Below are 21,463 nucleotides of genomic sequence, written 5' to 3' on the forward strand. Positions count from 1 at the left end.
CGATGTTGGCAGGTCTCTTTTCTCCCTCTGCGGCAGATGCCGCAGGGGCGTTGCCCGTGCAAAAAGGCACGGTAGTGTTTCGCCAGGCGAGCAAACGCTTCGGCGATAATGTGGTGCTGAAAGCGATTGATTTACAGGTTGCGGCGGGAGAAGTGGTGGCGGTGTGCGGCCCTTCCGGCTCCGGGAAATCGACGCTGATCCGCCTGATTAACCAGCTCGAAAATCTCTCCAGCGGCGAAATTTTTGTTGATGGTCAGCCCACCAGCCAGCTCACCGGGCGGAAGTTGCGCGAGTTGCGCCGCCATGTTGGCTTTGTTTTCCAGCAGTTCAACCTCTACGCCCACCTCACCGCGCTTGAGAATATCACCCTCGCGCTGCGCCATATTCACGGCAAAAGTGCTGCCGAGGCGCAGCAGATCGCACTTGCGCTGCTGGCGCGCGTTGGCTTGCAGGAGAAAGCGCAGCACTACCCGGCGCAGCTCTCCGGCGGGCAGCAGCAGCGGGTAGCGATTGCGCGCACGCTGGCGGCCGATCCGCACATTATCCTGTTTGATGAGCCGACTTCGGCCCTCGATCCGGAGATGATTGGCGAAGTGCTACAGGTGATGAAATCGCTGGCGCACAGCGGTATCACCCTGATTGTGGTCACGCACGAGATGCAGTTTGCGCGCGAGATCGCCGACAGGGTGATTTTTATCGACGGCGGCGAAATTCTTGAGCAGGCCGCGCCCGCTGACTTCTTTACCGCGCCGCAGCATCCGCGCGCGCAGCGTTTTCTGCAAAAGGTGCTTAACCCGCTGCATGCCGATAACAAGGAGTTGTGATGGCACTGCATCTTGACTGGGCGGGCGTGCTCAGCGGCCAGCCCGCAGCGTGGATCCTCTCCGGTTTTCTCACTACCGTGTGGGTCACGCTGGTGGGCATGATCCTCGCCACCCTGCTTACCGTGCTGCTGCTGGCGCTGCGCCTGGCAGGTGGCCGTGTGGGACGGGGCGTGGTGGCAGCATGGGTATCGCTGTTTCGAAACACACCTTTACTGGTGCAACTGCTGTTCTGGTATTTCGCCGCGTGGAACGTTTTGCCGCTGGCGGCTCGCCAGTACGTGAATGATGAGCACGCCTTTAGCATTCTGCCGGGCGATGTCTGGTGGTTTACGCCGGAGTTTCTCTCCTCTGCCTGGGCGCTTGGGCTCTTTACCGCCGCCTTTCTGGTGGAGGAGATCCAGGCCGGGCTGCTCGCCGTGCCGCGCGGTCAGGTGGAAGCGGCGCAGTCGCAGGGCTTCAGCCCGCTGGCGATCTTTCGCTGGGTGCTGTTGCCGCAGGGGCTACAAAATGCCTGGCAGCCGGTGGTGGGGCAGTATCTCAACCTGATGAAACTCTCCTCGCTGGCGACCGGGATTGGGCTGGGCGAGTTGACCTACCAGACCCGGCAGATTGAGAGCTTTAACGCCCACGCGCTGGAAGCCTTTGCCGTGGGCAGCGCGCTCTATCTGCTGCTTGGATTGCTGATGAGCGTGCTGTTTAACCTGCCGCGCCACTGGCGGGCACTGCGCCACGCCACGGAGGTGTCGCGTGATCGCTAATATCACCGTCATTACCGATAACCTCGACTACCTGCTGTGGGGCAGAGCCGCGCAGGGTGAGCCGGGCGGTGTGTTGCTGTCGCTGTTGATGACTATTGGCGCGGCGGCACTGGCGTTTCCCGGCGGCATTCTGCTGGCCTGTTGCGCCTGGCGTTTTCGCGGCTGGCCGCGCAAGGTGTTGTTTCTGTGGGCGGAGTTGATTCGCGGTATCCCGCTGATTTTCGTTATCTTCTGGCTCTGGTTTTTACTGCCGTGGATAACCGGGGCGGATCTGCCCGGCGCGGTAACGGTGACGCTGGCGCTGGCGTGGTTTACCTCGGCCTCGGTGATGTACTCGACGCTGGCGGCGCTCGGCGCACTGCCGCGCGGGCAGTATGAAGCGGCGCTGAGCAGCGGTTTTTCCAGCGCACAGATCCTGCTTCGCGTGCTGCTGCCGCAGGCATTACGCAATGCGCTGCCGTCGTTTATCGGCTTGCTGATCGCGCTGCTGAAAGATACCTCGCTGGCCTTTATTGTTAACGTCCCGGAACTGACCACCGTTGCCGGCCAGGTGAACAACCGCGTGCAGGTTTACCCGGCGGCGCTGTTTATCTTCACCGGGCTGGTTTACTACCTGCTGTGCAGCGCGCTGGAGTTTGGTGTGAAGCGCTGGCAGCGGCGGATTTCACTGCCGGCCAATTAGCAGCGATACCAGGCCTGCGGCAATCAGTGGCCCGACCGGCACGCCCCGGAACAGGGCCACGCCTAACACCGTTCCCACCAGCAGCCCCGCGACCAGCGAGGGCTGCGAACTCATCAGCGTAACCCCGCGCCCGCCAAGCCATGAGACGAACACCCCAACGGCAATCGCCACCAGCGATTTCCAGTTGGCAAAGGAGTGCAGTAGCGTCGAGGGCGGCAGCGATCCGCTGGCAATCGGTGCCATCACGCCAATCGTCAGAATGATAATGCCGACCGTCAGCCCCTGCTTTTCGATCCAGGGAAAGAAGGTGTTGAGCGGCGTGACGCGCACAATGATCAGCACCAGTATCGAGACCGCGACGGTGGTGTTATGGCTGACAAAGCCGAGCGCGGCGAGGGCGAGCAGAATAAACAGCGTGGTATCAAACATGCAAAGCGTCCTTACTCGCTTTCGCGGCGAAAATCGACCAGCGTCGGTTGGGCGATGCGCAAATAGTCGTGGGTATTCATGATCACCGACTTTTCCAGCAGCCCGGCGTTAAAGGCGATCTCATCGAAGCGTTGAAACAGCACCGGGTCGGCAACCAGTTCGAGATCAGGGTGAAAAGAGAAGGGGGGAATGGCGCCAAAGACGCAGGCGGTGAGGGTATCGACCTCCGCCGGGCTTGCCAGCGAGGCTTTCAGGCCGCCAAAGTGTTGCGCTAAGCGGCTGAGATCGGCCTGCAGATCGGCGGCCAGGATCGCCAGCACATGTTTTTTCACACCGTTGCCTTTGATTTTACACACCAGCGCTTTGGCACCCTGGCCGAGGGCGGTGCCGCGAATTTCACTCACCGCCTCACACTTGCCGACGGCCTCATGCTCAACCACGTGAAAGCGTGCCTGTTGCTCGGTAAGAAGTTGGAGTAGATGCGCGTGGATATCGCGGCTGGCAATCTCAGACATGTTCGCTCCCGGAAAATGTAAAGATGTTTACATTACCTCACATCACGGGGGCTGAAAATAAAAATGCCGCCCCGGGGGGCGGCCAAAAAATACAAGCACTACAAACAATTCTTTGTGTGTACGATTAATGCTTCTGCAAAAGATAGCTGTTTTCAAAACCCGGAACGCTGCCGATGACATCGTAGCCGCTAAAGAAACCGCCTGCGCGCAGCAGGTCGACCGCCGGTCCGACTTCCGGTGAGTATTGATGATCGCGATAATCATCGAACACAACAAATCCACCGCTCACCACCGTCGGGGCATACAGCAGGAAGTCGGCGAGGACATGCTCTTTCAGGTGACCGCCGTCGATATGCAGTAAAATCGTTTTCGGCTCCAGCGCCAGCACACGTTCAATGCTGCGCTCTGAATAGCCGCGTATCAGCGTAATTTCCGGGAAGATATGCTCGTGATAAAAGCCCAGTTCCAGGTGCTGATTAGCAAGCTCCATCGGATCGATGCTAATAATGCGGCGCTTGCGCTCACACATTACATTCATAAACGCGCTGGATTTACCTTTCCAGACGCCAATCTCAATAATGTCGCCCTCTGAGTTGGCGTTATTCACCAGCCAGCAGAGGTAGCCCAGAAGTTTGACCTGGTCATGAAAAGAGAGCTCGCGTCGCGGCATCGCTTTTTCCGGCGGAAGAGTAGCCTGCGCCTGAATAAACTGCTCACCCAGATCGTTCCACACCTGATCGATCTTCCGTGTCATTTCCGGATCTTCTAAAAATACCTTTAAGTCTTTGAGCTCGATCATGCACGTAGTCCTGAACAATACAGTTGGCATAGCTGACGAAATTTAATGAGGCTACTTTGCCATAAACTTCCTACGGTTAGAGGCTAAATAACCATGCTTTTAGGCGCTAATTCTTGCTTTTAGCGCCAATTTACTCAGCTATTAGCAGCATAATTTCCGACTAAATGGCGATCTCAGGTGGCTTAACTAGACTTAAAGATTCACTTTATCCACATCGGGAGTATGACTATGGGTAATGAATATCAGTCATGTATTGATGCCTGCTATCAATGCGCCGAAGCCTGCGATCGCTGTGCGGTCTCCTGTTTGCAGGAGCCGCATCTTGAGATGATGAGAGCGTGCATTAAAACGGATATGGAGTGTGCGGCGCTCTGCCGCGTTACTGCGCAGTTGTTAAGCCTTGAGAGCGAGCAAGCGAAGCAGGTGTGCCGCATTTGCGCGGATGTCTGCCGCGCCTGTGCCGAAGAGTGCTCGAAGCACCAGCACGATCACTGCCAGCAGTGCGCCGCAGAGTGCCGCCGCTGTGCCGAGGTCTGTATGCAGATGACCGCTTAACAGCGCCTTGCGGGCAATATGGAACGGGAGGGTGGCGTCAGCAACGCGCCACGCCCTACGCCCCGTGGCTTTGAAGCCTCTCGTTCACCCTGAATAAGTTGTGGTAGAACTCACCCTCTTTTTTAATTTCCGCCAGACGTTCACTGACCATCTGCCTGAAAGAGTCCCCCTGGTGGTTGCGCAGATCCGGGTTAGCCCCCTTATCCAGCAGAAGAGCGATCTTGTCGAACTCGGCACCAAAAAACGCCTCGGCCAGCAGTGTGTTGCCCAGCGAGTCGCGGCTATTTATATCCGCACCGCGTGCCAGCAGTAGCGCCAGCGTGGCGTTGTTTTTCGCCCTGATGGTCGAGAAGATAAGCGGCTCAGCGTAACGCTTATCGCGGGCGTTTGCATCGAGGCCGCCGTCAAGCATCGCTTTCAGCCAGATATCCTTATCGCCCATCGCCACCATTTCGGCGGGGCTCCAGGATTTATCCGGCTGCGGCTGCAACGGGTCTGCCCCCAGGCGCACCAAATCCGTGACGATCTGCAACCGCTCAGGCGGGTTGCCATTATAGAAAGACTCATTGAGGGCAAAAAAGAGGATCGTCAGATCCTCATTTCCCGGCGTGCTGAGGTCCGTCTTTTTTGCCAGACGCAGAATGGTGTAGCGATCTCCGGCCTGAATTGCCTTTGCCAGAACTAACTGAGCGCCCGAAAAGTGCTTTTCAGGCTCGATCTTTTTCAGGCTCTTGCAGCCGGGCAACAACGTACAGAGCAGAGTGAGCAGGAGCGTGGAGATAAACTTTTTCATGGCGTTTCCCTCTGCGAGCAGGGTTCAGGTCCTCTACGAGTGCTTTTTGGGCTGTAGCAGCGCGATGGCCTGTGCATAAACCGCCTTTGCGGCACCTACCGACTCCTGTTCACACTTAATAAGGTGCGCTATAAGATTCCCCCTGCACAGGGTGCGCCCCGCGCTAAGCAATGCTTGTGCGGCGTTGCCTATCGCGGCATGGACGGCGTCGTTGTCGTCTGAGTGGGAAAATGTCACGCTGTGTTCCTCAGGATGCTAATCCAGTTGATGGCTTATCTACGCGCCGGTGCTGATGGTGCGTAGCCACTGGTCGCCTCGCCTGAGGCACGAAAAAATGTATCAGGGCAGAGCTTTTAAAAGTTTTTCACGCAGCGCGCTAACCCGGGTTGCCAGGTCAGATAGCTCTGCAAACGGCGTGTCCATTACCGAGATCATATCGGCGGGAACACCGGCGGCATCGATCTTTAACTGCTGCCCCTGTTCGGTCAGGGTGATCAGCACCCGCCGCTCGTCACCTTGCGTATCGCGGTTTCTGGCGACCAGACCGGAGGCCTCCAGCCTTTTCAGCAGCTGGCTCAGCGTACCGGAGTCCAGCTGAACGCGGGCGCCCACTTCCGACACCGTCACGTTATCTTTTTCCCACAGCGCCAGCAGCACCAGGTACTGCGGGTAGGTCAGCCCGAGCGGTTTCAGCCGTGACTGGTAAAGCCGGGTCATCGCCAGTGAGGCGGAGTAGAGCGCGAAGCAGAGAAACTGATCCACGGTCACTGGCGCATTGCCCGGAGCCAGCAGGTCATTATTCTCATCGCTGTCGTTATTTGCGTCGATACACATAAGCAATATGGGCCTGTTGGAAAGATGGAATTCTCTCTGAATAGCGGCAACCGATTCAGGGAGGCCGGCACGTTCACGTCGGATTAAAGAGGCGCAGGGGAAGAGGAAAAACGGCCTGCGCGTCGGTTGTCAGAGCGAAGTATTGAGTCTAATTATGTTGACGTCAACATAATTAAGGCTGGTGTATGAATCACAGGCATAACCGCGCCGCCTTTACGCGCTTTTCAGGCGGCGCGCTGTGACAGGTTACAGGCGGAAGGTGTCGACCATGCCGCGCAGCGCGTGCGCCTGGGCAGAGAGCGACTGCGATGCGCTGGAGGACTCCTCTACCAGTGCGGCGTTGTTCTGCGTCACGCCGTCCATCTGGCTGACTGCCAGGCTGACCTGGCTGATACCCTGCATCTGCTCGGAGGAGGAGAGGGAGAGATTATCCATAGCGTCTGCCAGATCGCCCACCATGCCAACCACTTTCAGGATGTTGTCGCCGGTGTCGGCGGCTTCAGCCACGCCATCTTCCACCTGCGCAACCGCCTGTTCGATCAGCGTTTTGATATCCAGTGCCGCACTGGCGCTGCGCTGTGCCAGCGTTCTAACTTCACCGGCTACCACGGCAAAGCCGCGTCCCTGGTCACCGGCGCGGGCCGCTTCCACCGCGGCGTTCAGCGCCAGGATGTTGGTCTGGAAGGCGATGCCTTCTATTACGCTTGTGATCTCGCGCACTTTTACCGCGCTCTGGGAGATGGCGTTCATGGTCTGCGACATGCGCCCCAGCTCTTCGCCGCCGGTGCGGGCAAGGGTAGCGGTGGTACGGGCAGTATCAGCGGTCTGGCGCGCGCCGTCGGCATTGCTTTTTACCGTGGCGGTCAGTTGCTCCATACTGGCAGCCGTCTCCTGCAAGGCAGCGGCCTGCTGCTCAGTACGGGAGGAGAGTTCAGTATTGCCCTGCGAGATCTCATCTGCCGCCGAGGCTACCGAGACGGAGGCATCGCGGATATCAGAGACCAGACTGCGCAGATTGGACTGCATACCGGCAAGAGAAGCCAGCAGGCTGCTGGTATCGTTGCGACGCAGTGCTACCGGCGAACTGAGATCGCCCCCGGCAATCGCCGCCGCAAGGGTCTGCGCCTGGGCGGGTTCGCCGCCGAGCTGGCGCATCAGCACGCGCACCGTAATCATACAGGTTGCCACCGCCAGTAAGATTGACAACACTGCCAGCCCCATCAGGATCAGCGCCGTGCGGGAGATATTTTCACCGTTTTCAGCCAGCGTATCGCGGCTTAATTTCATCTGCACTTCAGTCAGTTCGTTAAGCGCGTCCAGCAGCGCTTTTTGCGCCGGTCGGGCGGTGTTCATCAGGTAGGTGGTGGTCTCCTCCTGACGGTTCGACAGCCCCAGTTTTCCCGCTTCTATCAGCGTAGAAAGTGCCGCTGGTTCAGCCGCAACAATGTGCTTAAGCGCCGCTTTACCCTCGTCGGAGACGTTTGACGCCATGCTCTGCTCCAGCAGTTCACGGTTATGGATGAAGAGTTCGCGCTGATCGTTCAGTCGTTTCCACTCCGGCTGCATCTGAGCCGGGTCCGTCAGCAGGGCAAGGTTACGCACGGCGATAGCCATATCGCGCGCGCTGCCCCGCATATCCAGCACCAGGTCATAGCGTTTCATTTTGGAGTTAACGGTGTCATTCATGCTGTCACGCGCCTGCCACAGGCCGTGCAGGGCGGTCGCTGCACAAATGATAAATAACAGAATAAGCAGGCCAAAACCCACACTCAGACGGGTAGAAATTTTCATTGGTTTTCTCATCATATTTATGGTGTGGAGCACTATCGGCAAGGGGATGAGAAACCATTAGGGTTGAAATCAATCAAAATGTGTTCAATTGTGTCGCGCGTTAGTTAATTGCGGGTTTTGCAAATATTGAGGGCGGTTAAGTAAGCTAAGTTATTGCGTAGGCAGGCAGGGAAACAGCCAGTTATTTGCCTGTAACTGGCTGAATGAGAGGCTAATTTGAGGCGTTTTGCTTGTGAAACAGCTCACGGAATACCGGGTAGATATCATCCTGGTCGCGAATATGCTGGATAGCGAAATTATCAAACATCGTTTGCAGATGTTCATACTCGCGCCACAGCGTCTGGTGCGCCCGACGGGTGATCTCGATGTAGCTGTAGTAACGCACCACCGGCAGGATCTTCTTCGCCAGAATTTCGTGACACAGCGGTGAGTCATCCGCCCAGTTATCGCCATCGGAGGCCTGCGCGGCATAGATATTCCACTGCCCGGGGTCGTAGCGCTCCTTCACCACCTCATCCATCAGTTTCAGGGCGCTGGAGACAATGGTGCCGCCCGTCTCCTGCGAGTAGAAGAACTCATGTTCATCCACCTCTTTCGCCTGCGTGTGATGGCGGATATAGACCACTTCAACGTTTTTATAGGTCCGGCTCAGGAAGAGATAGAGCAGAATATAGAAGCGTTTGGCCATATCTTTGGTGGCCTGATCCATCGAGCCGGAAACGTCCATCAGGCAGAACATCACCGCCTGGCTGGAGGGCTCCGGGCGTTTTTCGTAGTTCTTGTAGCGTAAGTCGAAGGTGTCGATAAACGGCACGCGCTCGATTTTCGCCCGCAGCTCGGCAATCTCTTTACGCAGTCGCTCCTCCTCCAGCAGCTGCGCCGGTTCGCTTCTGGCGACGGTTTCCAGATTACTTTCCAGCTCGCGCAGTTCACGACGTTTACCGGCCGTCATCGCCGTGCGGCGGGCGAGGGAGTTTTGCAGGGATCGCACAACGCTGATGTTTGCCGGTACACCGTTCGCGGTATACCCGGCGCGGTGCGTTTTATACTCGTTCATCTGCCGCTGCTGGTTTTTTTGCAGGTTTGGCAGGGCAAGATCTTCAAACAGCAGATCGAGGTACTCATCTTTCGAGATCTGGAAAACAAACTCATCCTGACCTTCACCATCCTGGCTGGCGTCGCCCTGACCGCTGCCTCCGCCACCGCCGCCGCCCTGCGGACGCTCGATGCGATCGTTGGGCACAAAATGGTCGTTCCCCGGATGTACGCGATGGCGTAAGCCGCCGCGCCCCTGGTGGAACATCGGTTCGCTAATATCTTCCGTCGGGATTGAGACAGACTCGCCGCTCTCGACATCCGTGACCGATCGTTTATTGATCGCCCCGGAAATGGACTGCTTTATTTGCGCTTTGTAACGGCGTAAGAAGCGCTGGCGGTTCACCGCGCTCTTGTTTTTGCCGTTCAGACGCCGGTCAATGAACCAGGTCATAGTTCCCTCCCGCTGCGTATGCCAACTTTGCAACAGACCGCGCACGGGGCGCGGCCGGGGTGGTGCTGTTATGAGGATTTACGAACCCGCAGATACCATTCGCACAGCAGGCGCACCTGCTTGCGGGTATAACCTTTCTCCATCATGCGGTCGACAAAGTCATCATGTTTTTTCTGCTCGTCGGTCGAGGTTTTGGCGTTAAAGGAGATGACCGGCAGCAGCTCTTCGGTATTGGAGAACATTTTCTTCTCAATAACCGTGCGCAGTTTTTCGTAACTGGTCCAGTTCGGGTTGCGACCGCTATTATTGGCGCGGGCGCGCAGCACGAAGTTGACGATCTCGTTACGGAAATCTTTCGGGTTGCTGATCCCGGCCGGTTTCTCAATTTTTTCCAGCTCCGCATTGAGCGATTCACGGTCAAACAGCTGTCCGGTATCGGGATCGCGGTACTCCTGATCCTGAATCCAGAAATCGGCGTAGGTGACATAACGGTCGAAAATGTTCTGCCCATACTCCGAGTAGGATTCGAGATAGGCGGTCTGGATCTCTTTGCCGATAAACTCGGCGTATTTCGGGATCAGGTAGCCTTTGAGGAACTCGAGATAGCGCTCGGCCTGCTCCTGCGGGAATTGCTCGCGCTCAATCTGCTGCTCCAGCACATAGAAGAGGTGTACCGGGTTGGCTGCCACTTCCACATGGTCGAAGTTAAATACGCGTGAGAGGATCTTAAAGGCAAAACGCGTTGAAAGACCGTTCATCCCTTCGTCGACGCCGGCGTAATCACGGTACTCCTGGTAGGATTTCGCTTTCGGATCGGTGTCTTTCAAACTTTCGCCGTCATACACGCGCATTTTGGAGTAGATGCTGGAGTTTTCCGGCTCTTTCAGGCGCGAGAGAATAGAGAAGCGCGCCAGTGTTTCCAGCGTCCCCGGTGCGCACGGCGCGTGGGAAAGTTCGGAGTGGTTAAGCAGCTTTTCGTAAATCTTCATCTCTTCCGAGATGCGCAGGCAGTACGGCACCTTGACGATGTAAACACGGTCGAGGAACGCCTCGTTGTTTTTGTTGTTACGGAACTGCACCCACTCCGATTCGTTGGAGTGAGCAAGAATAATGCCGTTAAACGGCAGGGCGGAGATCCCCTCGGTGCCGTTGTAGTTCCCCTCCTGGGTGGCGGTCAGCAGCGGATGCAGCACCTTAATTGGCGCTTTAAACATCTCGACGAACTCCATCACCCCCTGGTTGGCGCGGCAGAGCGCGCCGGAGTAACCGTAGGCGTCCGGGTCGTTCTGCGCGTGGTTTTCCAGTTTGCGGATATCGACTTTACCCACCAGCGCGGAGATATCCTGGTTATTCTCATCGCCCGGTTCGGTTTTGGCGATGGCGATCTGCTCCAGAATCGACGGCCACACTTTGATGACGCGGAATTTACTGATATCGCCGCCAAACTCATGCAGCCGCTTTGCCGCCCACGGCGACATAATGGTGCCGAGATAGCGGCGCGGCACGCTGTACTCTTTTTCGAGGATCTGCGCATCTTCCTGCGGGTTAAACAGGCACAGTGGATGGTCGTTGACCGGGCTGCGCTCGCCGTTGGCGCTCAGCACGTAGATCGGCACGCGCTGCATTAAGGATTTGAGGCGTTCAGCCAGCGAGGATTTACCGCCCCCGACCGGGCCGAGCAGATAGAGGATCTGTTTCTTCTCCTCAAGCCCCTGCGCGGCGTGCTTGAGGTAGGAGACAATCTGCTCGATAGCTTCTTCCATACCATAGAACTCTTCAAACGCCGGGTAGCGTCCGATAACCCGGTTCGAAAAGAGACGGGAAAGCCGTGGCTCCTGAGCGGTGTCAACCATCACGGGCTCACCAATGGCCATCAATAGCCGTTCTGCCGCGTTAGCATAGGCACTGCGATCTTGCTTACAGATGGCAAGAAACTCCTGCAGTGTGAACTCTTCGTCCTTGGCAGCTTCATAGCGCTGGCGATAGTGATCGAATATATTCATGGCATGCCGTCCTTTCGTTTTTTAGCACAGGTTAAGAGCCGTTCGTATGAGTAATGGAGGCTCCCGGAAGCGTTAGCTGAACGACGCTTTTAGTCACCGAGCAACCCTTATGCCAGGTTGCATGCCAACAACTGAGCGCGGATCAGGTAAATCATCTTCTTAATTTAAGCGTAGAAGGCTTTGCAAATCTTGCATGCGCCCCAAAACCAATTTCAATGGCATATCAATAACTCATCCTAAAAATCCTGTTTTTGTCATAAGCCGCAGCCAGCGCTTTCATCGTTGTTTCATAACGCTGTAATGGAAGCGTCATAACTCCGCTTCAGAGTAGAAAGTTAATTTTTTGTAATCTTCAGACAAAAAGAGTTGGGCGGGGTGCGCGGGGCGACTACACTTCATCCGCCAATTATTTGACGAACAGGAAAGAAAGGACTGTGACCAAATTCAAACTCCTGGCACTGGGCGTAGTGACGGCGATCTCTGCCTGCGCGGCCAATGCAGAAAGCAATTTTTCTCTCGGTGCGGGTGTGGGCGTGATGGAGTCTCCTTATAAGGAGTACGACACGCGCGTAACGCCGCTTCCGGTTGTGACCTATGAGAGCGATGACTTCTGGTTCCGCGGCATCGGCGGCGGCTACTACTTATGGAATGACGAAGCGGACAAACTGTCGGTGATGGCTTTCTATTCACCGTGGCAGTTCAAGCCGAAAGATAGCGACAACATCCAGCTGCGCCAGCTCGATCGCCGCAAATCAACGGCAATGGCCGGTTTAAGCTATATCCATAACACGCAATATGGTTTCCTGCGCACCACCCTTGCCGGTGACGTGCTGGATAACAGCAACGGCGTGGTGTGGGATCTGGCCTGGCTTTACAACTACACCAACGGCGGTCTGACCGTGACGCCGGGTATCGGCGTCGAGTGGAGCAGCGATAACCAGAACGAATACTACTACGGCGTATCGCGTTCAGAATCGCGCCGCAGCGGGCTGTCGAGCTACGATCCGGACAGCAGCTGGGATCCGTACCTCGAGCTGACCGTCAGCTACCGTTTCGCGGACAACTGGAGCGTTTACGGCACCGGCCGCTACTCGCACCTCTCTGATGAGATCAAAGACAGCCCGATGGTGGATAAATCCTGGTCTGGTTTGCTCTCAACGGGTGTGACCTACCGCTTCTGATTGTGCACGTCTACAGTGCATGTTGTGCATTCCAACAGGGCCTATGGCCCTGTTTTGTTTTATGGTGGTGCGTTCAACCCAGGAGGAGAAGATGGCAGAAAAAACGGTACGCCTCGGCGGCACGCTACTGCCCGCCATCGGGCAGGGCACGTGGTATATGGGGGAAAATGCCCGTTCCCGGCAGCAGGAGGTTTCTGCACTACGGGCGGGCATCGATCTGGGTCTGACGCTTATCGACACCGCGGAGATGTACGCCGATGGCGCGGCAGAAGAGGTGGTCGGCGAGGCATTGCAGGGTAGCCTGCGCGAAAAGGTGTTTCTGGTATCGAAAGTCTACCCGTGGAACGCGGGCGGGGAGAAGGCGATTGCCGCCTGCGAAGCGAGCCTGCGTCGGCTGAAAACCGACGCGCTCGATCTCTATCTGCTGCACTGGCGCGGTAACTATTCGCTGGCGGAAACCGTTGAGGTGATGGAGAAGCTCATCCAGCAGGGGAAAATTCGCCGCTGGGGCGTCTCCAATCTCGGTTACAGCGATATGCAGGAGCTGATGCAGGTGAGCGGCGGTGACGCCTGCGCCACCAATCAGGTGCTCTATCATCTTGCTTCGCGCGGCATTGAATACGATCTGCTGCCGTGGTGTCAGCAGCAGGCGATGCCGGTGATGGCCTACTGCCCGCTGGCGCAGGCCGGGCGGCTGCGCGACGGTCTGATGGAAAACAGCGTGGTGGAGCAGATTGCCGACGCGCATCGAGCCAGCGCGGCGCAAATCTTACTGGCGTGGGTGATCCATCATCAGGGCGTGATGGCGATTCCAAAAGCGTCGGGCATTAAGCACGTTGAAGAGAATGCCGCAGCGCTCGCTATTGTGCTCAGTGATGAGGAAATGCAACAGCTGGACGCGGCGTTTCCGGCGCCGAAGGGCAAAACCCCGCTTGATGTGGTGTAAGGCAGGCAGTTCCCTCTCCCGGCGGGAGAGGGGAGGCAGGGCGATCAGCGTTTAACGACGCGGATGGTCTGCGCGAGGCGGGAGGGTTTCTCTTCGCTCGCTTTCTGCGCCACGGTCGCATTGACCGACTCGACGCAGACGAAGGTTTTGTAGCCATCATCCGGCATGTCGGCCATGCTGACGGAGAGCGCCGGGCCCGGGTTCCAGGCAACGACGTTGGCGTTGTGGTGGTGAGTCACTTCAATTGCGCGCTTGAGTTTCGCGTCGTGGATCAGGCTGCATCCTTCGGCGTTGAGGTAGACGCGATCGACGCGATCCGGGAAGGTCTGCACGCCGTCAGCCAGCACATCCTCTTTGGCGTCGTTCACTTTATCGATAAAGCGATCGCCGAGGCCGCTCACTTTAACGTCCGCAATATCGCCAACGTTGAAGTAGGTGTGCAGCGCAGAGGTGGTTTCGAATTCACCGTGCGCTTCCAGCTCCATTTCGCAGGTTGCTGCCAGCTTGAAGCGGGCGAAGAGGGTGAAGTCGTGCGGCCAGTGCTGGCGCGACGCGTCGCTGCTTTGCAGTTCGAAGGTCAGCACTACGCTGCTCTCATCTTCGTTATGCACTTTTAGCTCCCACGGCAGGTTACGGGCAAAACCGTGCGCCGGCAGACCCTGCTCCTTCGCCGGGCCAAACCACGGCCAGCAAATCGGCACGCCGCCACGGATCGCCACACCCTCTTTAAACGGCGTATTGCCGCTCAGCCACAGCACCTCTTCTTCACCCTGCGGTTTCCAGCACAGCAGGTGCGCGCCCTGGTAAGCAAACGCGGCTTTGACCTGCGGATGATCGACAACCAGCACGTCGAGTTCATCCAGCGTGCGGCGCGAGAGCGTCGGCGTGATTTGTTCGACTACCGGAAGTGCAAAAATTTTATTAATCATTAACGCAATCCTCTGTCTTCAAAACAAAAAAAGAGCGACCGAAGTCGCCCTTTCAGAAAGCTTACCATCTCAACTTATTTGGAGATGTGAGCGATCAGATCCAGAACTTTGTTAGAGTAGCCGGTTTCGTTGTCGTACCAGGAGACCAGTTTCACGAAGTTGTCGTTCAGTGCGATACCTGCTTTAGCATCGAACACGGAAGTGCAAACTTCACCGTTGAAATCGGTAGAAACAACGTCGTCTTCGGTGTAACCCAGAACGCCTTTCATTTCGCCTTCAGAAGCGGCTTTGATGGCTTTCTTGATCTCTTCGTAGGACGCTGCTTTTTCCAGACGAACGGTCAGGTCAACAACGGATACGTTCGGAGTCGGAACGCGGAACGCCATACCGGTCAGTTTGCCATTCAGTTCCGGCAGAACTTTACCTACTGCTTTAGCAGCGCCGGTAGAGGACGGGATGATGTTCTGAGCTGCGCCGCGGCCGCCGCGCCAGTCTTTGTGAGACGGGCCATCAACGGTTTTCTGAGTTGCGGTGGTCGCGTGAACGGTAGTCATCAGACCTTCGATGATGCCGAAGTTGTCGTTGATAACTTTCGCCAGCGGAGCCAGGCAGTTGGTGGTGCAGGAGGCGTTGGAAACGATGTCCTGGCCTGCATATTTCTCGAAGTTAGCGCCACGCACGAACATCGGGGTGTTGTCTTTGGACGGACCGGTCAGAACAACTTTTTTCGCGCCGGCAGTGATGTGCTTACGAGCAGTTTCGTCGGTCAGGAAGATACCGGTAGCTTCAGCAACAACGTCAACGCCGATTTCGTTCCACTTCAGGTTAGCCGGGTCTTTCTCAGCAGTAACACGGATGGTTTTGCCGTTAACAACCAGGTGGCCGTCTTTCACTTCAACGGTGCCGTTGAAACGACCGTGAGTGGAGTCGTACTTCAGCATGTACGCCATGTAATCCGCATCTAACAGATCGTTGATACCAACGATTTCGATGTCAGAACGCTCTTGAGCAGCACGGAAAACAATGCGACCGATACGGCCAAAACCGTTGATACCTACTTTGATAGTCATATATTCCACCAGCTATTTGTTAGTGAATAAAAGGTTGGCTGTAAAATTACAAAAACCTTACGCAGCGTCAAGCGGAATCGTGTCAATCATTGCGACAAATCAATCATCCGCATGTCCGTGGTCAGACTGATTAATCTCACTTTCCCTTTGAGCATCTTCCCCATATGGGGTGCCGCCCAAGATTTTAAAGGTCACTAAAGATAAAAGTGTGAGACTCATCACAATTCCCTGGCTGCTTTATCGCAACTGCTAAGTTTAGAACAAAAGTCGAACCCTGAGTGTTAATGTTTTGTTAGAATCAGGCTGATAAGTTGTCGAATCATGACCGCGAGATGTAAACAAATGGCGAACAATTCCTCCCAGGACGATCTGAAAAACGATCTGACCGAAATGCAGTTCTACGTAACGCAAAATCATGGCACCGAGCCGCCGTTTAGCGGACGCCTGCTGCACAACAAACGCGATGGCGTCTACCACTGCCTGGTGTGCGATGCCGCGCTCTTCAGCGCCGAGACCAAGTATGATTCTGGCTGCGGCTGGCCGAGCTTCTACGAGCCGGTAAGCGAAGAGGCGATTCGTTATATCAATGATTACTCCCACGGCATGCAGCGGGTGGAAATCCGCTGCGGTAAGTGCGATGCGCATCTTGGGCACGTTTTCCCGGATGGCCCGCAGCCAACCGGCGAGCGTTATTGCGTCAACTCCGCGTCGCTGAGCTTCACCGATGAAGAGAATGGCGACCAGACACGCGGTTGAAAAATCGATTCAGCGATTATTCCAGAGAGCAGAGTAAGATGAATATTGATGAGATCGTGAGCAACATGACGCCGGAGATTTACCAGCGTCTGGCAACGGCAGTTGAGCTGGGAAAATGGCCCGATGGCGTGGCGCTGACGCCGGAGCAGAAAGAGAACAGTCTGCAACTGGTGATGTTGTGGCAGGCGCGCAATAACGTGCAGGCGCAGCATATGACCATCGATACCAACGGGCAGATGGTGATGAAGAGCAAACAGCAGCTGAAAGAGGAGTTTGGCATCACGCCCAAACCGATCGCCACCTTCAAATCCTGACGATATGCCGGATGGCGGCGTAAACGCCTTATCCGGCCTACGGAGCGCCACGATTTTGTAGGCCTGATAAGCGCAGCGCCATCAGGCAGGTTTTCGGACCCGGTGCGGATTGCCGGATGGCGGCTAAATGCCTTATCCGGCCTACGGAGTGGAACGCTGTTGTAGGCCTGCTAAGCGTAGCGCCATCAGGCAGGTTTTCGGACCCGATGCGGATTGCCGGATGGCGGCACAAATGCCTTATCCGGCCTACGGGCTTGCACGCTTTTGTGGGCCTGATAAGCGCAGCGCCATCAGGCAGGTTTTCGGACCCGGTGCGGATTGCCGGATGGCGGCATAAATGCCTTATCCGGCCTACGGGCTTGCACGCTTTTGTAGGCCTGATAAGGCGAAGCCGCCATCAGGCAGTGCGCGGGAATCAGCAACACTTACCCCTGCGTCTCCAGCCAGTCCGCCAGCGTATAGAGCGTTGCGCCGCCGCTTGCCATCGCCATAAACGCCTGCGCGCTGTCGTCGGCATGCAGGTTTACGCCGCGGCAACCGTCGGTAATCACATTCACCTCATACCCAAGCTGTAGCGCATCCTGCACCGTAAACTTCACGCAATAATCGGTGGCTAAGCCCATCACTACCAGCTCACGAACGCCATGCGCCTGCAACCAGTCGTGAAGCGCCGTCTGCTGACGGTGGCCGTTATCGAAAAAGGCACTGTAACTGTCGATACGCGGATTTTCCCCTTTGTGGAACACCGCATCGATGGCCTGCCGATCGAGCAGCGGATGCTGCGCCGCGCCCTCGCTCCCTTGCACACAGTGATCGGGCCAGAAGGTTTGTGGTAATCCCTCCAGCTCGCCGGTGACAAACGGTTCAACACCATGCTGGCTGGCGAAACTGCCGTGATTCGCCGGATGCCAGTCCATGCTGGTCAGCACCGGCTCGCCGCGGCTTTTAAACCATGGGATCAGTGTGTTTGCCACATCCACGGTGCTGTCGCCGCCCGCAACGGCCAGCGCGCCACCGGCACAAAAATCGTTTTGCAGATCGACCAGCAGCAGAGCGCGTGCTTTCATCGTTAACTCCTTACTCGTCCGGGGTCAGTTCACCGCGCAGGTTTTGCGTCATCGCGGTGCGGATCGCATTCGCGTCCAGATCCTGACTTAACAGATAGTGCAGTTTAGTCAGCGTCGCCTCGACCGTCATATCCGCGCCGCCAATTACGCCTGCATGGGCGAGGGCGTTACCGGTAGCATAACCGCCCATATTGACCTTACCGGACATGCACTGGGTCAGGTTCACAACCACGATGCCGCGCTCGCTCGCTTCCTGCAGCGCCTTAAGAAACTCGCGGTTTTGCGGCGCATTGCCCACACCATAGGAGCGCAGGATCAGCGCTTTTACCGGCTGCAGCAGGAAATTACGTACCACATCGGCAGAAATACCCGGGTAGATAGTCACCACGCCAATCGGTTGCGGGGTGATCGGATGAACGATCAGTTCGCCCACGGTGCTCGGCGCAGGCGGCGTGCCCAGACGGCGAATATGAATACCCGCTTCCAGCAGCGGCGAGAGATTCGGTGAGGCAAAAGCATCAAAACCATCCGCGTGGGCTTTGGTGGTACGGTTGCCACGATAGAGACGGTTGTTGAAAAAGAGGGTCACTTCGTTAATGGGGAAATTCGCCGCTACATAGAGCGCGTTAAGCAGGTTGATCTGCCCGTCGGAGCGCAGTTCCGCCAGCGGAATTTGTGACCCTGTCACAATTACCGGCTTGCCGAGATTTTCCAGCATAAACGACAGCGCGGACGCGGTGTAGGCCATGGTGTCGGTGCCGTGCAGGATCACGAAACCGTCATACTCGTCGTAGTGCGCCTTCACATCATCCGCAATATGCTGCCAGTCTTCCGGCGTCATATCGGAGGAGTCCATCAGCGGGGCATATTCGTGGATGGTGAAGTCGGGCATCTCCGGGCGATGGAACTCAGGCATCAGCGCCAGCTGGCGTTGCAGATGGCCGGAAACCGGCACATAGCCATGCTCTGAACGCTGCATGCCGATGGTGCCGCCCGTGTAGGCTACGTAAATGGATTTTTTTTGCATGGTAAGTAGGTTCTGACTGAATCAAAAAAATCCCCTCCGGCGGAGGGGATGCGTAAGGAAAAATTAGCGAACGGTGGCGCAGTTCAGGCACAGCGCATAACGGTTTTGCGGATCGTTAAACACCGCCAGTTTATCCGTTTCGGCTTTCACTTCCTGCGCTGCGCTGGCCAGCGGTGCCGGCAGATAAGCCTGCAACGCCTGCGGCAGCATGGCGCGCACTGAACCGGTCATGCTGTCCACCACGCGATCCAGTAAGCCTGGCTCCTCTTCGTAGTAATCAACATGCCACTGTTTCAGCTTCGCCAGCTCTGCGGCTTTAGCAATCGCGTCATCGAAGTCGCCCAGCGCATCGACCAGACCGTTGTTTTTCGCATCCTGACCGGTCCAGACGTGGCCCTGCGCAATTTTATCCACCTGCTCCGGCGTGCTGTTGCGCGACTTCGCAACCAGCGTGATAAAGCGCTTATAGCCATTCTCAATGCTCAGTTGCATCATCTGCTGAACTTCATCAGGCAGCGCTTTGGTCATGCTCACATCCGCCAGCGGCGAAGTGGCAACGCCATCCGTATGCACACCGATGCTGTCGAGGCTATTCTCCAGCGTATTGATCACGCCGAAGATGCCGATGGAGCCGGTCAGGGTGCTCGGGTTGGCAACAATGTAGTTGGCTGGTGTTGAGATCCAGTACCCGCCAGACGCTGCCATGCCGCCCATCGAAACGACAACTGGTTTGCCTGCCGCGCGCGCAGCGGCCAGTTCAGCGCGGATCACCTCGGAGGCGCTGACGCTGCCGCCCGGGCTGTTGACACGCAGGACGATCGCTTTGACCTTATCATCCAGACGCGCATCGCGGATCTGCGCCGCGGTGGTATCACCGCCCACGTTCCCCGGCGTCTCTTCGCCATCCATAATTGCGCCGTTAGCGAAGATCACCGCCACGGTACCGCCGACATCGGCCGGCGTTTTGGTTTGATAGTCATAGAAGCTGATGGCGCGGAAGTTTTTATCTTCCTTGCTCCAGCCAAACTGTTTCACCATCGCTTTTTCTGCGTCAGCGGCAGAGCCCAGCTCATCAACCAGCTTGTTATCGAGCGCATATTTCGCCGTATCGCCGTCCACTTTACGCAGACCGTCGAGCATCGCTTGCGCGCCAGGGAAGACCTGCTGGGCGGTGATCTGGCGGTTGGCCGCCACGGTGTTGAGGTAGTTTTGCCACAGCTCGCCGATCCAGCGGCTGTCTGCTTCACGCGCGGCAGGGGACATATCGTCGCGAATGAACGGCTCAACGGCGGATTTGTAGGTGCCGACGCGGAAGACGTGGGTCGTCACTTTCAGTTTGTCGAGCAGCGCTTTGTAGTAGAGGCCGTTAGTGGCGAAACCATGCAGATCGACCACGCCCTGCGGCGAGAGCCAGATCTTATTGGCAAAGCTTGCAAGGTAGTACTGGCCCTGGCTGTAGTTATCGCCCACCGCATAGACCGGTTTGCCGCTTTCGCGGAATTCGCGCAGCGCTTTACCGATGTACTGCATCGAGGGCTGATCGGCACCGGCGAAATTCTTCAGATCGAGCACAATGCCGGTAATGTTGCGATCCTGCTGTGCCTGACGGATAGTTTCGACGATATCGAAGAGTGAGTTCTCCTGCAGACGATCGGAGCTGGCGCCGAACAGCTGGCGACCCAGCGCGCCGAGGCGACCGCTGGCGGAGGTTTTATCAACCACCACGCCGGAGATATCCAGCAGCAGCGCGCCGCGCCCGCTGCGTTCCGCTTTGCTGTCGCTGACCTGCATCCATACGCCGACTGCCACTAATATCAACACGATGAAGATAACGTTCATCACCAGGTTGCGGGTAAAGTTCAGCAATCGCCAGCACCACTTAAAAAATCCGGCAATAATGCGCCAAAGGGTTTGCATGTATTCTCCCTGCGAGTTAACGGCCACCGCTGCCCGAGCGGCAAAGTGTGGTTATCCTAATTATCCCGCTGCCTCTTGTCAGCAGGAATCGCCTCCGGCGCTGTAACAATTTCTACGCCCATGTTAATTTTATGAACAAATTTCACAACAAGAGGTTAACTAATGGACGCACTTGAACTTCTCGTCAACCGACGCAGTGCTTCTCGCCTGGCAGAACCGGCTCCGGCTGGAGAGCAACTGGATAACATTCTGCGCGCCGGCATGCGTGCGCCAGACCACGGCACACTGCAACCGTGGCACTTCTTTGTGATTGAGGGGGAAGGGCGCGAGCGCTTCAGCCAGACAATGGAGCAGGCGGCGCGTGCCGCAGGCCAGGATGAAAAGGGTATTGAGAAAGCGCGCACCTCGCCGTTTCGTGCCCCGATGATTATCACCGTGGTGGCAAAGTGTCAGGAGCACCACAAAGTGCCGCAGTGGGAGCAGTTGCTCTCCGCCGGGTGTGCGGTGATGGCGATGCAGATGGCGGCGCTGGCGCAGGGCTTTAACGGCATCTGGCGCACCGGCCCGCTGACCAATAGCCCCGAGGTTCGCCAGGCGTTTAACTGTGGTGAGCTGGATCAGGTTGTTGGCTTCCTCTACCTCGGTACCCCGCAACTGAAAGCCTCTACCACGGTGACCGTGCCGGATCATACGCCGTTCGTTACCCACTTCTGAGTGCCGCTTTTGCCGGATGGCGTTAAACGCTAATCCGGCCTGGGCCACCTCGCAGGTTTTGCAGGCCGGA

22 protein-coding genes are annotated in these 21,463 nt (G+C 56.8%); 9 read left to right on the forward strand and 13 right to left on the reverse strand.

The window, feature by feature from the left end; translation table 11 throughout:
* Positions 1 to 2 precede the first annotated feature (2 nt).
* Genes ACWPW2_RS07945 through ACWPW2_RS07955 form a run of 3 tightly spaced genes read left to right on the forward strand, consistent with a single transcriptional unit; the run spans position 3 to position 2,264 of the window.
* Positions 3 to 824, forward strand: coding sequence for an amino acid ABC transporter ATP-binding protein (locus ACWPW2_RS07945; protein WP_124968536.1), 822 nt, complete (start codon positions 3 to 5; stop codon positions 822 to 824).
* Positions 824 to 1,582 (forward strand): amino acid ABC transporter permease, encoded by a 759-nt coding sequence (locus ACWPW2_RS07950; RefSeq protein ID WP_454122295.1) that lies wholly within the window; start codon positions 824 to 826, stop codon positions 1,580 to 1,582. The genes ACWPW2_RS07945 and ACWPW2_RS07950 overlap by 1 nt, the downstream gene beginning before the upstream one ends.
* Positions 1,572 to 2,264: an amino acid ABC transporter permease gene (locus ACWPW2_RS07955; protein WP_454122297.1), complete on the forward strand. Its 693-nt coding sequence runs from the start codon at positions 1,572 to 1,574 to the stop codon at positions 2,262 to 2,264. The genes ACWPW2_RS07950 and ACWPW2_RS07955 overlap by 11 nt, the downstream gene beginning before the upstream one ends.
* Here ACWPW2_RS07955 and ACWPW2_RS07960 read toward each other — a convergent pair.
* From ACWPW2_RS07960 to ACWPW2_RS07970, 3 genes are all read right to left on the reverse strand, one after another.
* Complete coding sequence (locus ACWPW2_RS07960) at positions 2,247 to 2,693, reverse strand: DUF441 domain-containing protein (protein ID WP_054802901.1); 447 nt, start codon at positions 2,691 to 2,693, stop codon at positions 2,247 to 2,249. The two genes, ACWPW2_RS07955 and ACWPW2_RS07960, sit on opposite strands and share 18 nt — an antisense overlap.
* An 11-nt stretch (positions 2,694 to 2,704) precedes the next feature.
* The gene (locus ACWPW2_RS07965) at positions 2,705 to 3,208 is read right to left on the reverse strand and encodes a YbaK/prolyl-tRNA synthetase associated domain-containing protein (protein WP_312118777.1); all 504 of its coding nucleotides are present in this window, start codon (positions 3,206 to 3,208) and stop codon (positions 2,705 to 2,707) included.
* Positions 3,209 to 3,332: 124 nt separating this feature from the next.
* Positions 3,333 to 4,007, reverse strand: a complete 675-nt coding sequence (locus ACWPW2_RS07970; protein ID WP_023481459.1) for a class I SAM-dependent methyltransferase — start codon at positions 4,005 to 4,007, stop codon at positions 3,333 to 3,335.
* 228 nt (positions 4,008 to 4,235) lie between these two features.
* On the opposite strand from ACWPW2_RS07970, the gene ACWPW2_RS07975 reads away from it, so the two are divergent.
* Entirely contained in the window at positions 4,236 to 4,562 is a 327-nt protein-coding gene (locus tag ACWPW2_RS07975; RefSeq protein WP_454122300.1) for a four-helix bundle copper-binding protein, read from the forward strand.
* 55 nt (positions 4,563 to 4,617) lie between these two features.
* Here the strand turns inward: ACWPW2_RS07975 and ACWPW2_RS07980 are convergent, their stop codons facing one another.
* The 5 genes from ACWPW2_RS07980 to yeaG all read right to left on the reverse strand — a co-directional run bounded on the left by ACWPW2_RS07980 (position 4,618) and on the right by yeaG (position 11,472).
* Positions 4,618 to 5,355 (reverse strand): ankyrin repeat domain-containing protein, encoded by a 738-nt coding sequence (locus ACWPW2_RS07980; RefSeq protein WP_454122302.1) that lies wholly within the window; start codon positions 5,353 to 5,355, stop codon positions 4,618 to 4,620.
* Positions 5,356 to 5,694: 339 nt separating this feature from the next.
* Positions 5,695 to 6,189, reverse strand: a complete 495-nt coding sequence (locus tag ACWPW2_RS07985; RefSeq protein ID WP_279791613.1) for a MarR family winged helix-turn-helix transcriptional regulator — start codon at positions 6,187 to 6,189, stop codon at positions 5,695 to 5,697.
* 246 nt (positions 6,190 to 6,435) lie between these two features.
* Positions 6,436 to 7,980, reverse strand: coding sequence for a methyl-accepting chemotaxis protein (locus tag ACWPW2_RS07990; protein ID WP_312118780.1), 1,545 nt, complete (start codon positions 7,978 to 7,980; stop codon positions 6,436 to 6,438).
* A 211-nt stretch (positions 7,981 to 8,191) separates the two neighbouring features.
* Positions 8,192 to 9,469: a YeaH/YhbH family protein gene (locus ACWPW2_RS07995; protein ID WP_454122305.1), complete on the reverse strand. Its 1,278-nt coding sequence runs from the start codon at positions 9,467 to 9,469 to the stop codon at positions 8,192 to 8,194.
* 68 nt (positions 9,470 to 9,537) lie between these two features.
* On the reverse strand, positions 9,538 to 11,472 hold the full coding sequence (yeaG, locus tag ACWPW2_RS08000) for a protein kinase YeaG (RefSeq protein WP_454122307.1): 1,935 nt from the start codon (positions 11,470 to 11,472) through the stop codon (positions 9,538 to 9,540).
* A gap of 434 nt (positions 11,473 to 11,906) precedes the next feature.
* On the opposite strand from yeaG, the gene ACWPW2_RS08005 reads away from it, so the two are divergent.
* Positions 11,907 to 12,653, forward strand: coding sequence for a MipA/OmpV family protein (locus ACWPW2_RS08005; protein ID WP_023481831.1), 747 nt, complete (start codon positions 11,907 to 11,909; stop codon positions 12,651 to 12,653).
* 91 nt (positions 12,654 to 12,744) lie between these two features.
* On the forward strand, positions 12,745 to 13,599 hold the full coding sequence (locus ACWPW2_RS08010) for an aldo/keto reductase (RefSeq protein WP_454122310.1): 855 nt from the start codon (positions 12,745 to 12,747) through the stop codon (positions 13,597 to 13,599).
* A gap of 44 nt (positions 13,600 to 13,643) precedes the next feature.
* Here ACWPW2_RS08010 and ACWPW2_RS08015 read toward each other — a convergent pair whose 3' ends face one another.
* Together ACWPW2_RS08015 and gapA are read right to left on the reverse strand one after the other, a co-directional pair.
* On the reverse strand, positions 13,644 to 14,528 hold the full coding sequence (locus ACWPW2_RS08015) for a D-hexose-6-phosphate mutarotase (RefSeq protein WP_454122312.1): 885 nt from the start codon (positions 14,526 to 14,528) through the stop codon (positions 13,644 to 13,646).
* Positions 14,529 to 14,602: 74 nt separating this feature from the next.
* Positions 14,603 to 15,598 (reverse strand): glyceraldehyde-3-phosphate dehydrogenase, encoded by a 996-nt coding sequence (gene gapA / locus ACWPW2_RS08020; RefSeq protein ID WP_023481291.1) that lies wholly within the window; start codon positions 15,596 to 15,598, stop codon positions 14,603 to 14,605.
* A gap of 342 nt (positions 15,599 to 15,940) precedes the next feature.
* Here gapA and msrB point away from each other — a divergent pair, with 342 nt between their 5' ends.
* Both msrB and ACWPW2_RS08030 read left to right on the forward strand, forming a co-directional pair.
* Positions 15,941 to 16,354, forward strand: a complete 414-nt coding sequence (gene msrB, locus ACWPW2_RS08025) for a peptide-methionine (R)-S-oxide reductase MsrB (RefSeq protein ID WP_054802950.1) — start codon at positions 15,941 to 15,943, stop codon at positions 16,352 to 16,354.
* A gap of 38 nt (positions 16,355 to 16,392) precedes the next feature.
* On the forward strand, positions 16,393 to 16,668 hold the full coding sequence (locus tag ACWPW2_RS08030; protein WP_023481791.1) for a YeaC family protein: 276 nt from the start codon (positions 16,393 to 16,395) through the stop codon (positions 16,666 to 16,668).
* Positions 16,669 to 17,093: 425 nt separating this feature from the next.
* On the opposite strand, the gene pncA is transcribed toward ACWPW2_RS08030, so the two are convergent.
* The 3 genes from pncA to sppA all read right to left on the reverse strand — a co-directional run bounded on the left by pncA (position 17,094) and on the right by sppA (position 20,679).
* Complete coding sequence (pncA, locus tag ACWPW2_RS08035) at positions 17,094 to 17,735, reverse strand: bifunctional nicotinamidase/pyrazinamidase (protein ID WP_454122315.1); 642 nt, start codon at positions 17,733 to 17,735, stop codon at positions 17,094 to 17,096.
* Between the two features lie 10 nt (positions 17,736 to 17,745).
* The gene (ansA, locus tag ACWPW2_RS08040) at positions 17,746 to 18,762 is read right to left on the reverse strand and encodes an asparaginase (protein WP_023481446.1); all 1,017 of its coding nucleotides are present in this window, start codon (positions 18,760 to 18,762) and stop codon (positions 17,746 to 17,748) included.
* Positions 18,763 to 18,825: 63 nt separating this feature from the next.
* On the reverse strand, positions 18,826 to 20,679 hold the full coding sequence (sppA, locus tag ACWPW2_RS08045) for a signal peptide peptidase SppA (protein WP_454122318.1): 1,854 nt from the start codon (positions 20,677 to 20,679) through the stop codon (positions 18,826 to 18,828).
* A 162-nt stretch (positions 20,680 to 20,841) separates the two neighbouring features.
* Here sppA and ACWPW2_RS08050 point away from each other — a divergent pair, with 162 nt between their 5' ends.
* Complete coding sequence (locus ACWPW2_RS08050) at positions 20,842 to 21,393, forward strand: NAD(P)H nitroreductase (protein WP_023481722.1); 552 nt, start codon at positions 20,842 to 20,844, stop codon at positions 21,391 to 21,393.
* Positions 21,394 to 21,463 lie beyond the last annotated feature (70 nt).

Source organism: Kosakonia sp. Marseille-Q7440 (genome assembly GCF_965119485.1).

What these genes read in the sequence shown, in the direction of transcription:
- ACWPW2_RS07945 (WP_124968536.1), top strand. Translation starts at nt 3, where the DNA reads ATGTTGGCAGGTCTCTTTTCTCCCTCTGCGGCAGATGCCGCAGGGGCG.
- ACWPW2_RS07950 (WP_454122295.1), top strand. Translation starts at nt 824, where the DNA reads ATGGCACTGCATCTTGACTGGGCGGGCGTGCTCAGCGGCCAGCCCGCA.
- ACWPW2_RS07960 (WP_054802901.1), bottom strand. Translation starts at nt 2,693, where the DNA reads ATGTTTGATACCACGCTGTTTATTCTGCTCGCCCTCGCCGCGCTCGGC.
- ACWPW2_RS07965 (WP_312118777.1), bottom strand. Translation starts at nt 3,208, where the DNA reads ATGTCTGAGATTGCCAGCCGCGATATCCACGCGCATCTACTCCAACTT.
- ACWPW2_RS07970 (WP_023481459.1), bottom strand. Translation starts at nt 4,007, where the DNA reads ATGATCGAGCTCAAAGACTTAAAGGTATTTTTAGAAGATCCGGAAATG.
- ACWPW2_RS07975 (WP_454122300.1), top strand. Translation starts at nt 4,236, where the DNA reads ATGGGTAATGAATATCAGTCATGTATTGATGCCTGCTATCAATGCGCC.
- ACWPW2_RS07980 (WP_454122302.1), bottom strand. Translation starts at nt 5,355, where the DNA reads ATGAAAAAGTTTATCTCCACGCTCCTGCTCACTCTGCTCTGTACGTTG.
- ACWPW2_RS07985 (WP_279791613.1), bottom strand. Translation starts at nt 6,189, where the DNA reads ATGTGTATCGACGCAAATAACGACAGCGATGAGAATAATGACCTGCTG.
- ACWPW2_RS07990 (WP_312118780.1), bottom strand. Translation starts at nt 7,980, where the DNA reads ATGAAAATTTCTACCCGTCTGAGTGTGGGTTTTGGCCTGCTTATTCTG.
- ACWPW2_RS07995 (WP_454122305.1), bottom strand. Translation starts at nt 9,469, where the DNA reads ATGACCTGGTTCATTGACCGGCGTCTGAACGGCAAAAACAAGAGCGCG.
- yeaG (WP_454122307.1), bottom strand. Translation starts at nt 11,472, where the DNA reads ATGAATATATTCGATCACTATCGCCAGCGCTATGAAGCTGCCAAGGAC.
- ACWPW2_RS08010 (WP_454122310.1), top strand. Translation starts at nt 12,745, where the DNA reads ATGGCAGAAAAAACGGTACGCCTCGGCGGCACGCTACTGCCCGCCATC.
- ACWPW2_RS08015 (WP_454122312.1), bottom strand. Translation starts at nt 14,528, where the DNA reads ATGATTAATAAAATTTTTGCACTTCCGGTAGTCGAACAAATCACGCCG.
- gapA (WP_023481291.1), bottom strand. Translation starts at nt 15,598, where the DNA reads ATGACTATCAAAGTAGGTATCAACGGTTTTGGCCGTATCGGTCGCATT.
- msrB (WP_054802950.1), top strand. Translation starts at nt 15,941, where the DNA reads ATGGCGAACAATTCCTCCCAGGACGATCTGAAAAACGATCTGACCGAA.
- ACWPW2_RS08030 (WP_023481791.1), top strand. Translation starts at nt 16,393, where the DNA reads ATGAATATTGATGAGATCGTGAGCAACATGACGCCGGAGATTTACCAG.
- pncA (WP_454122315.1), bottom strand. Translation starts at nt 17,735, where the DNA reads ATGAAAGCACGCGCTCTGCTGCTGGTCGATCTGCAAAACGATTTTTGT.
- ansA (WP_023481446.1), bottom strand. Translation starts at nt 18,762, where the DNA reads ATGCAAAAAAAATCCATTTACGTAGCCTACACGGGCGGCACCATCGGC.
- sppA (WP_454122318.1), bottom strand. Translation starts at nt 20,679, where the DNA reads ATGCAAACCCTTTGGCGCATTATTGCCGGATTTTTTAAGTGGTGCTGG.
- ACWPW2_RS08050 (WP_023481722.1), top strand. Translation starts at nt 20,842, where the DNA reads ATGGACGCACTTGAACTTCTCGTCAACCGACGCAGTGCTTCTCGCCTG.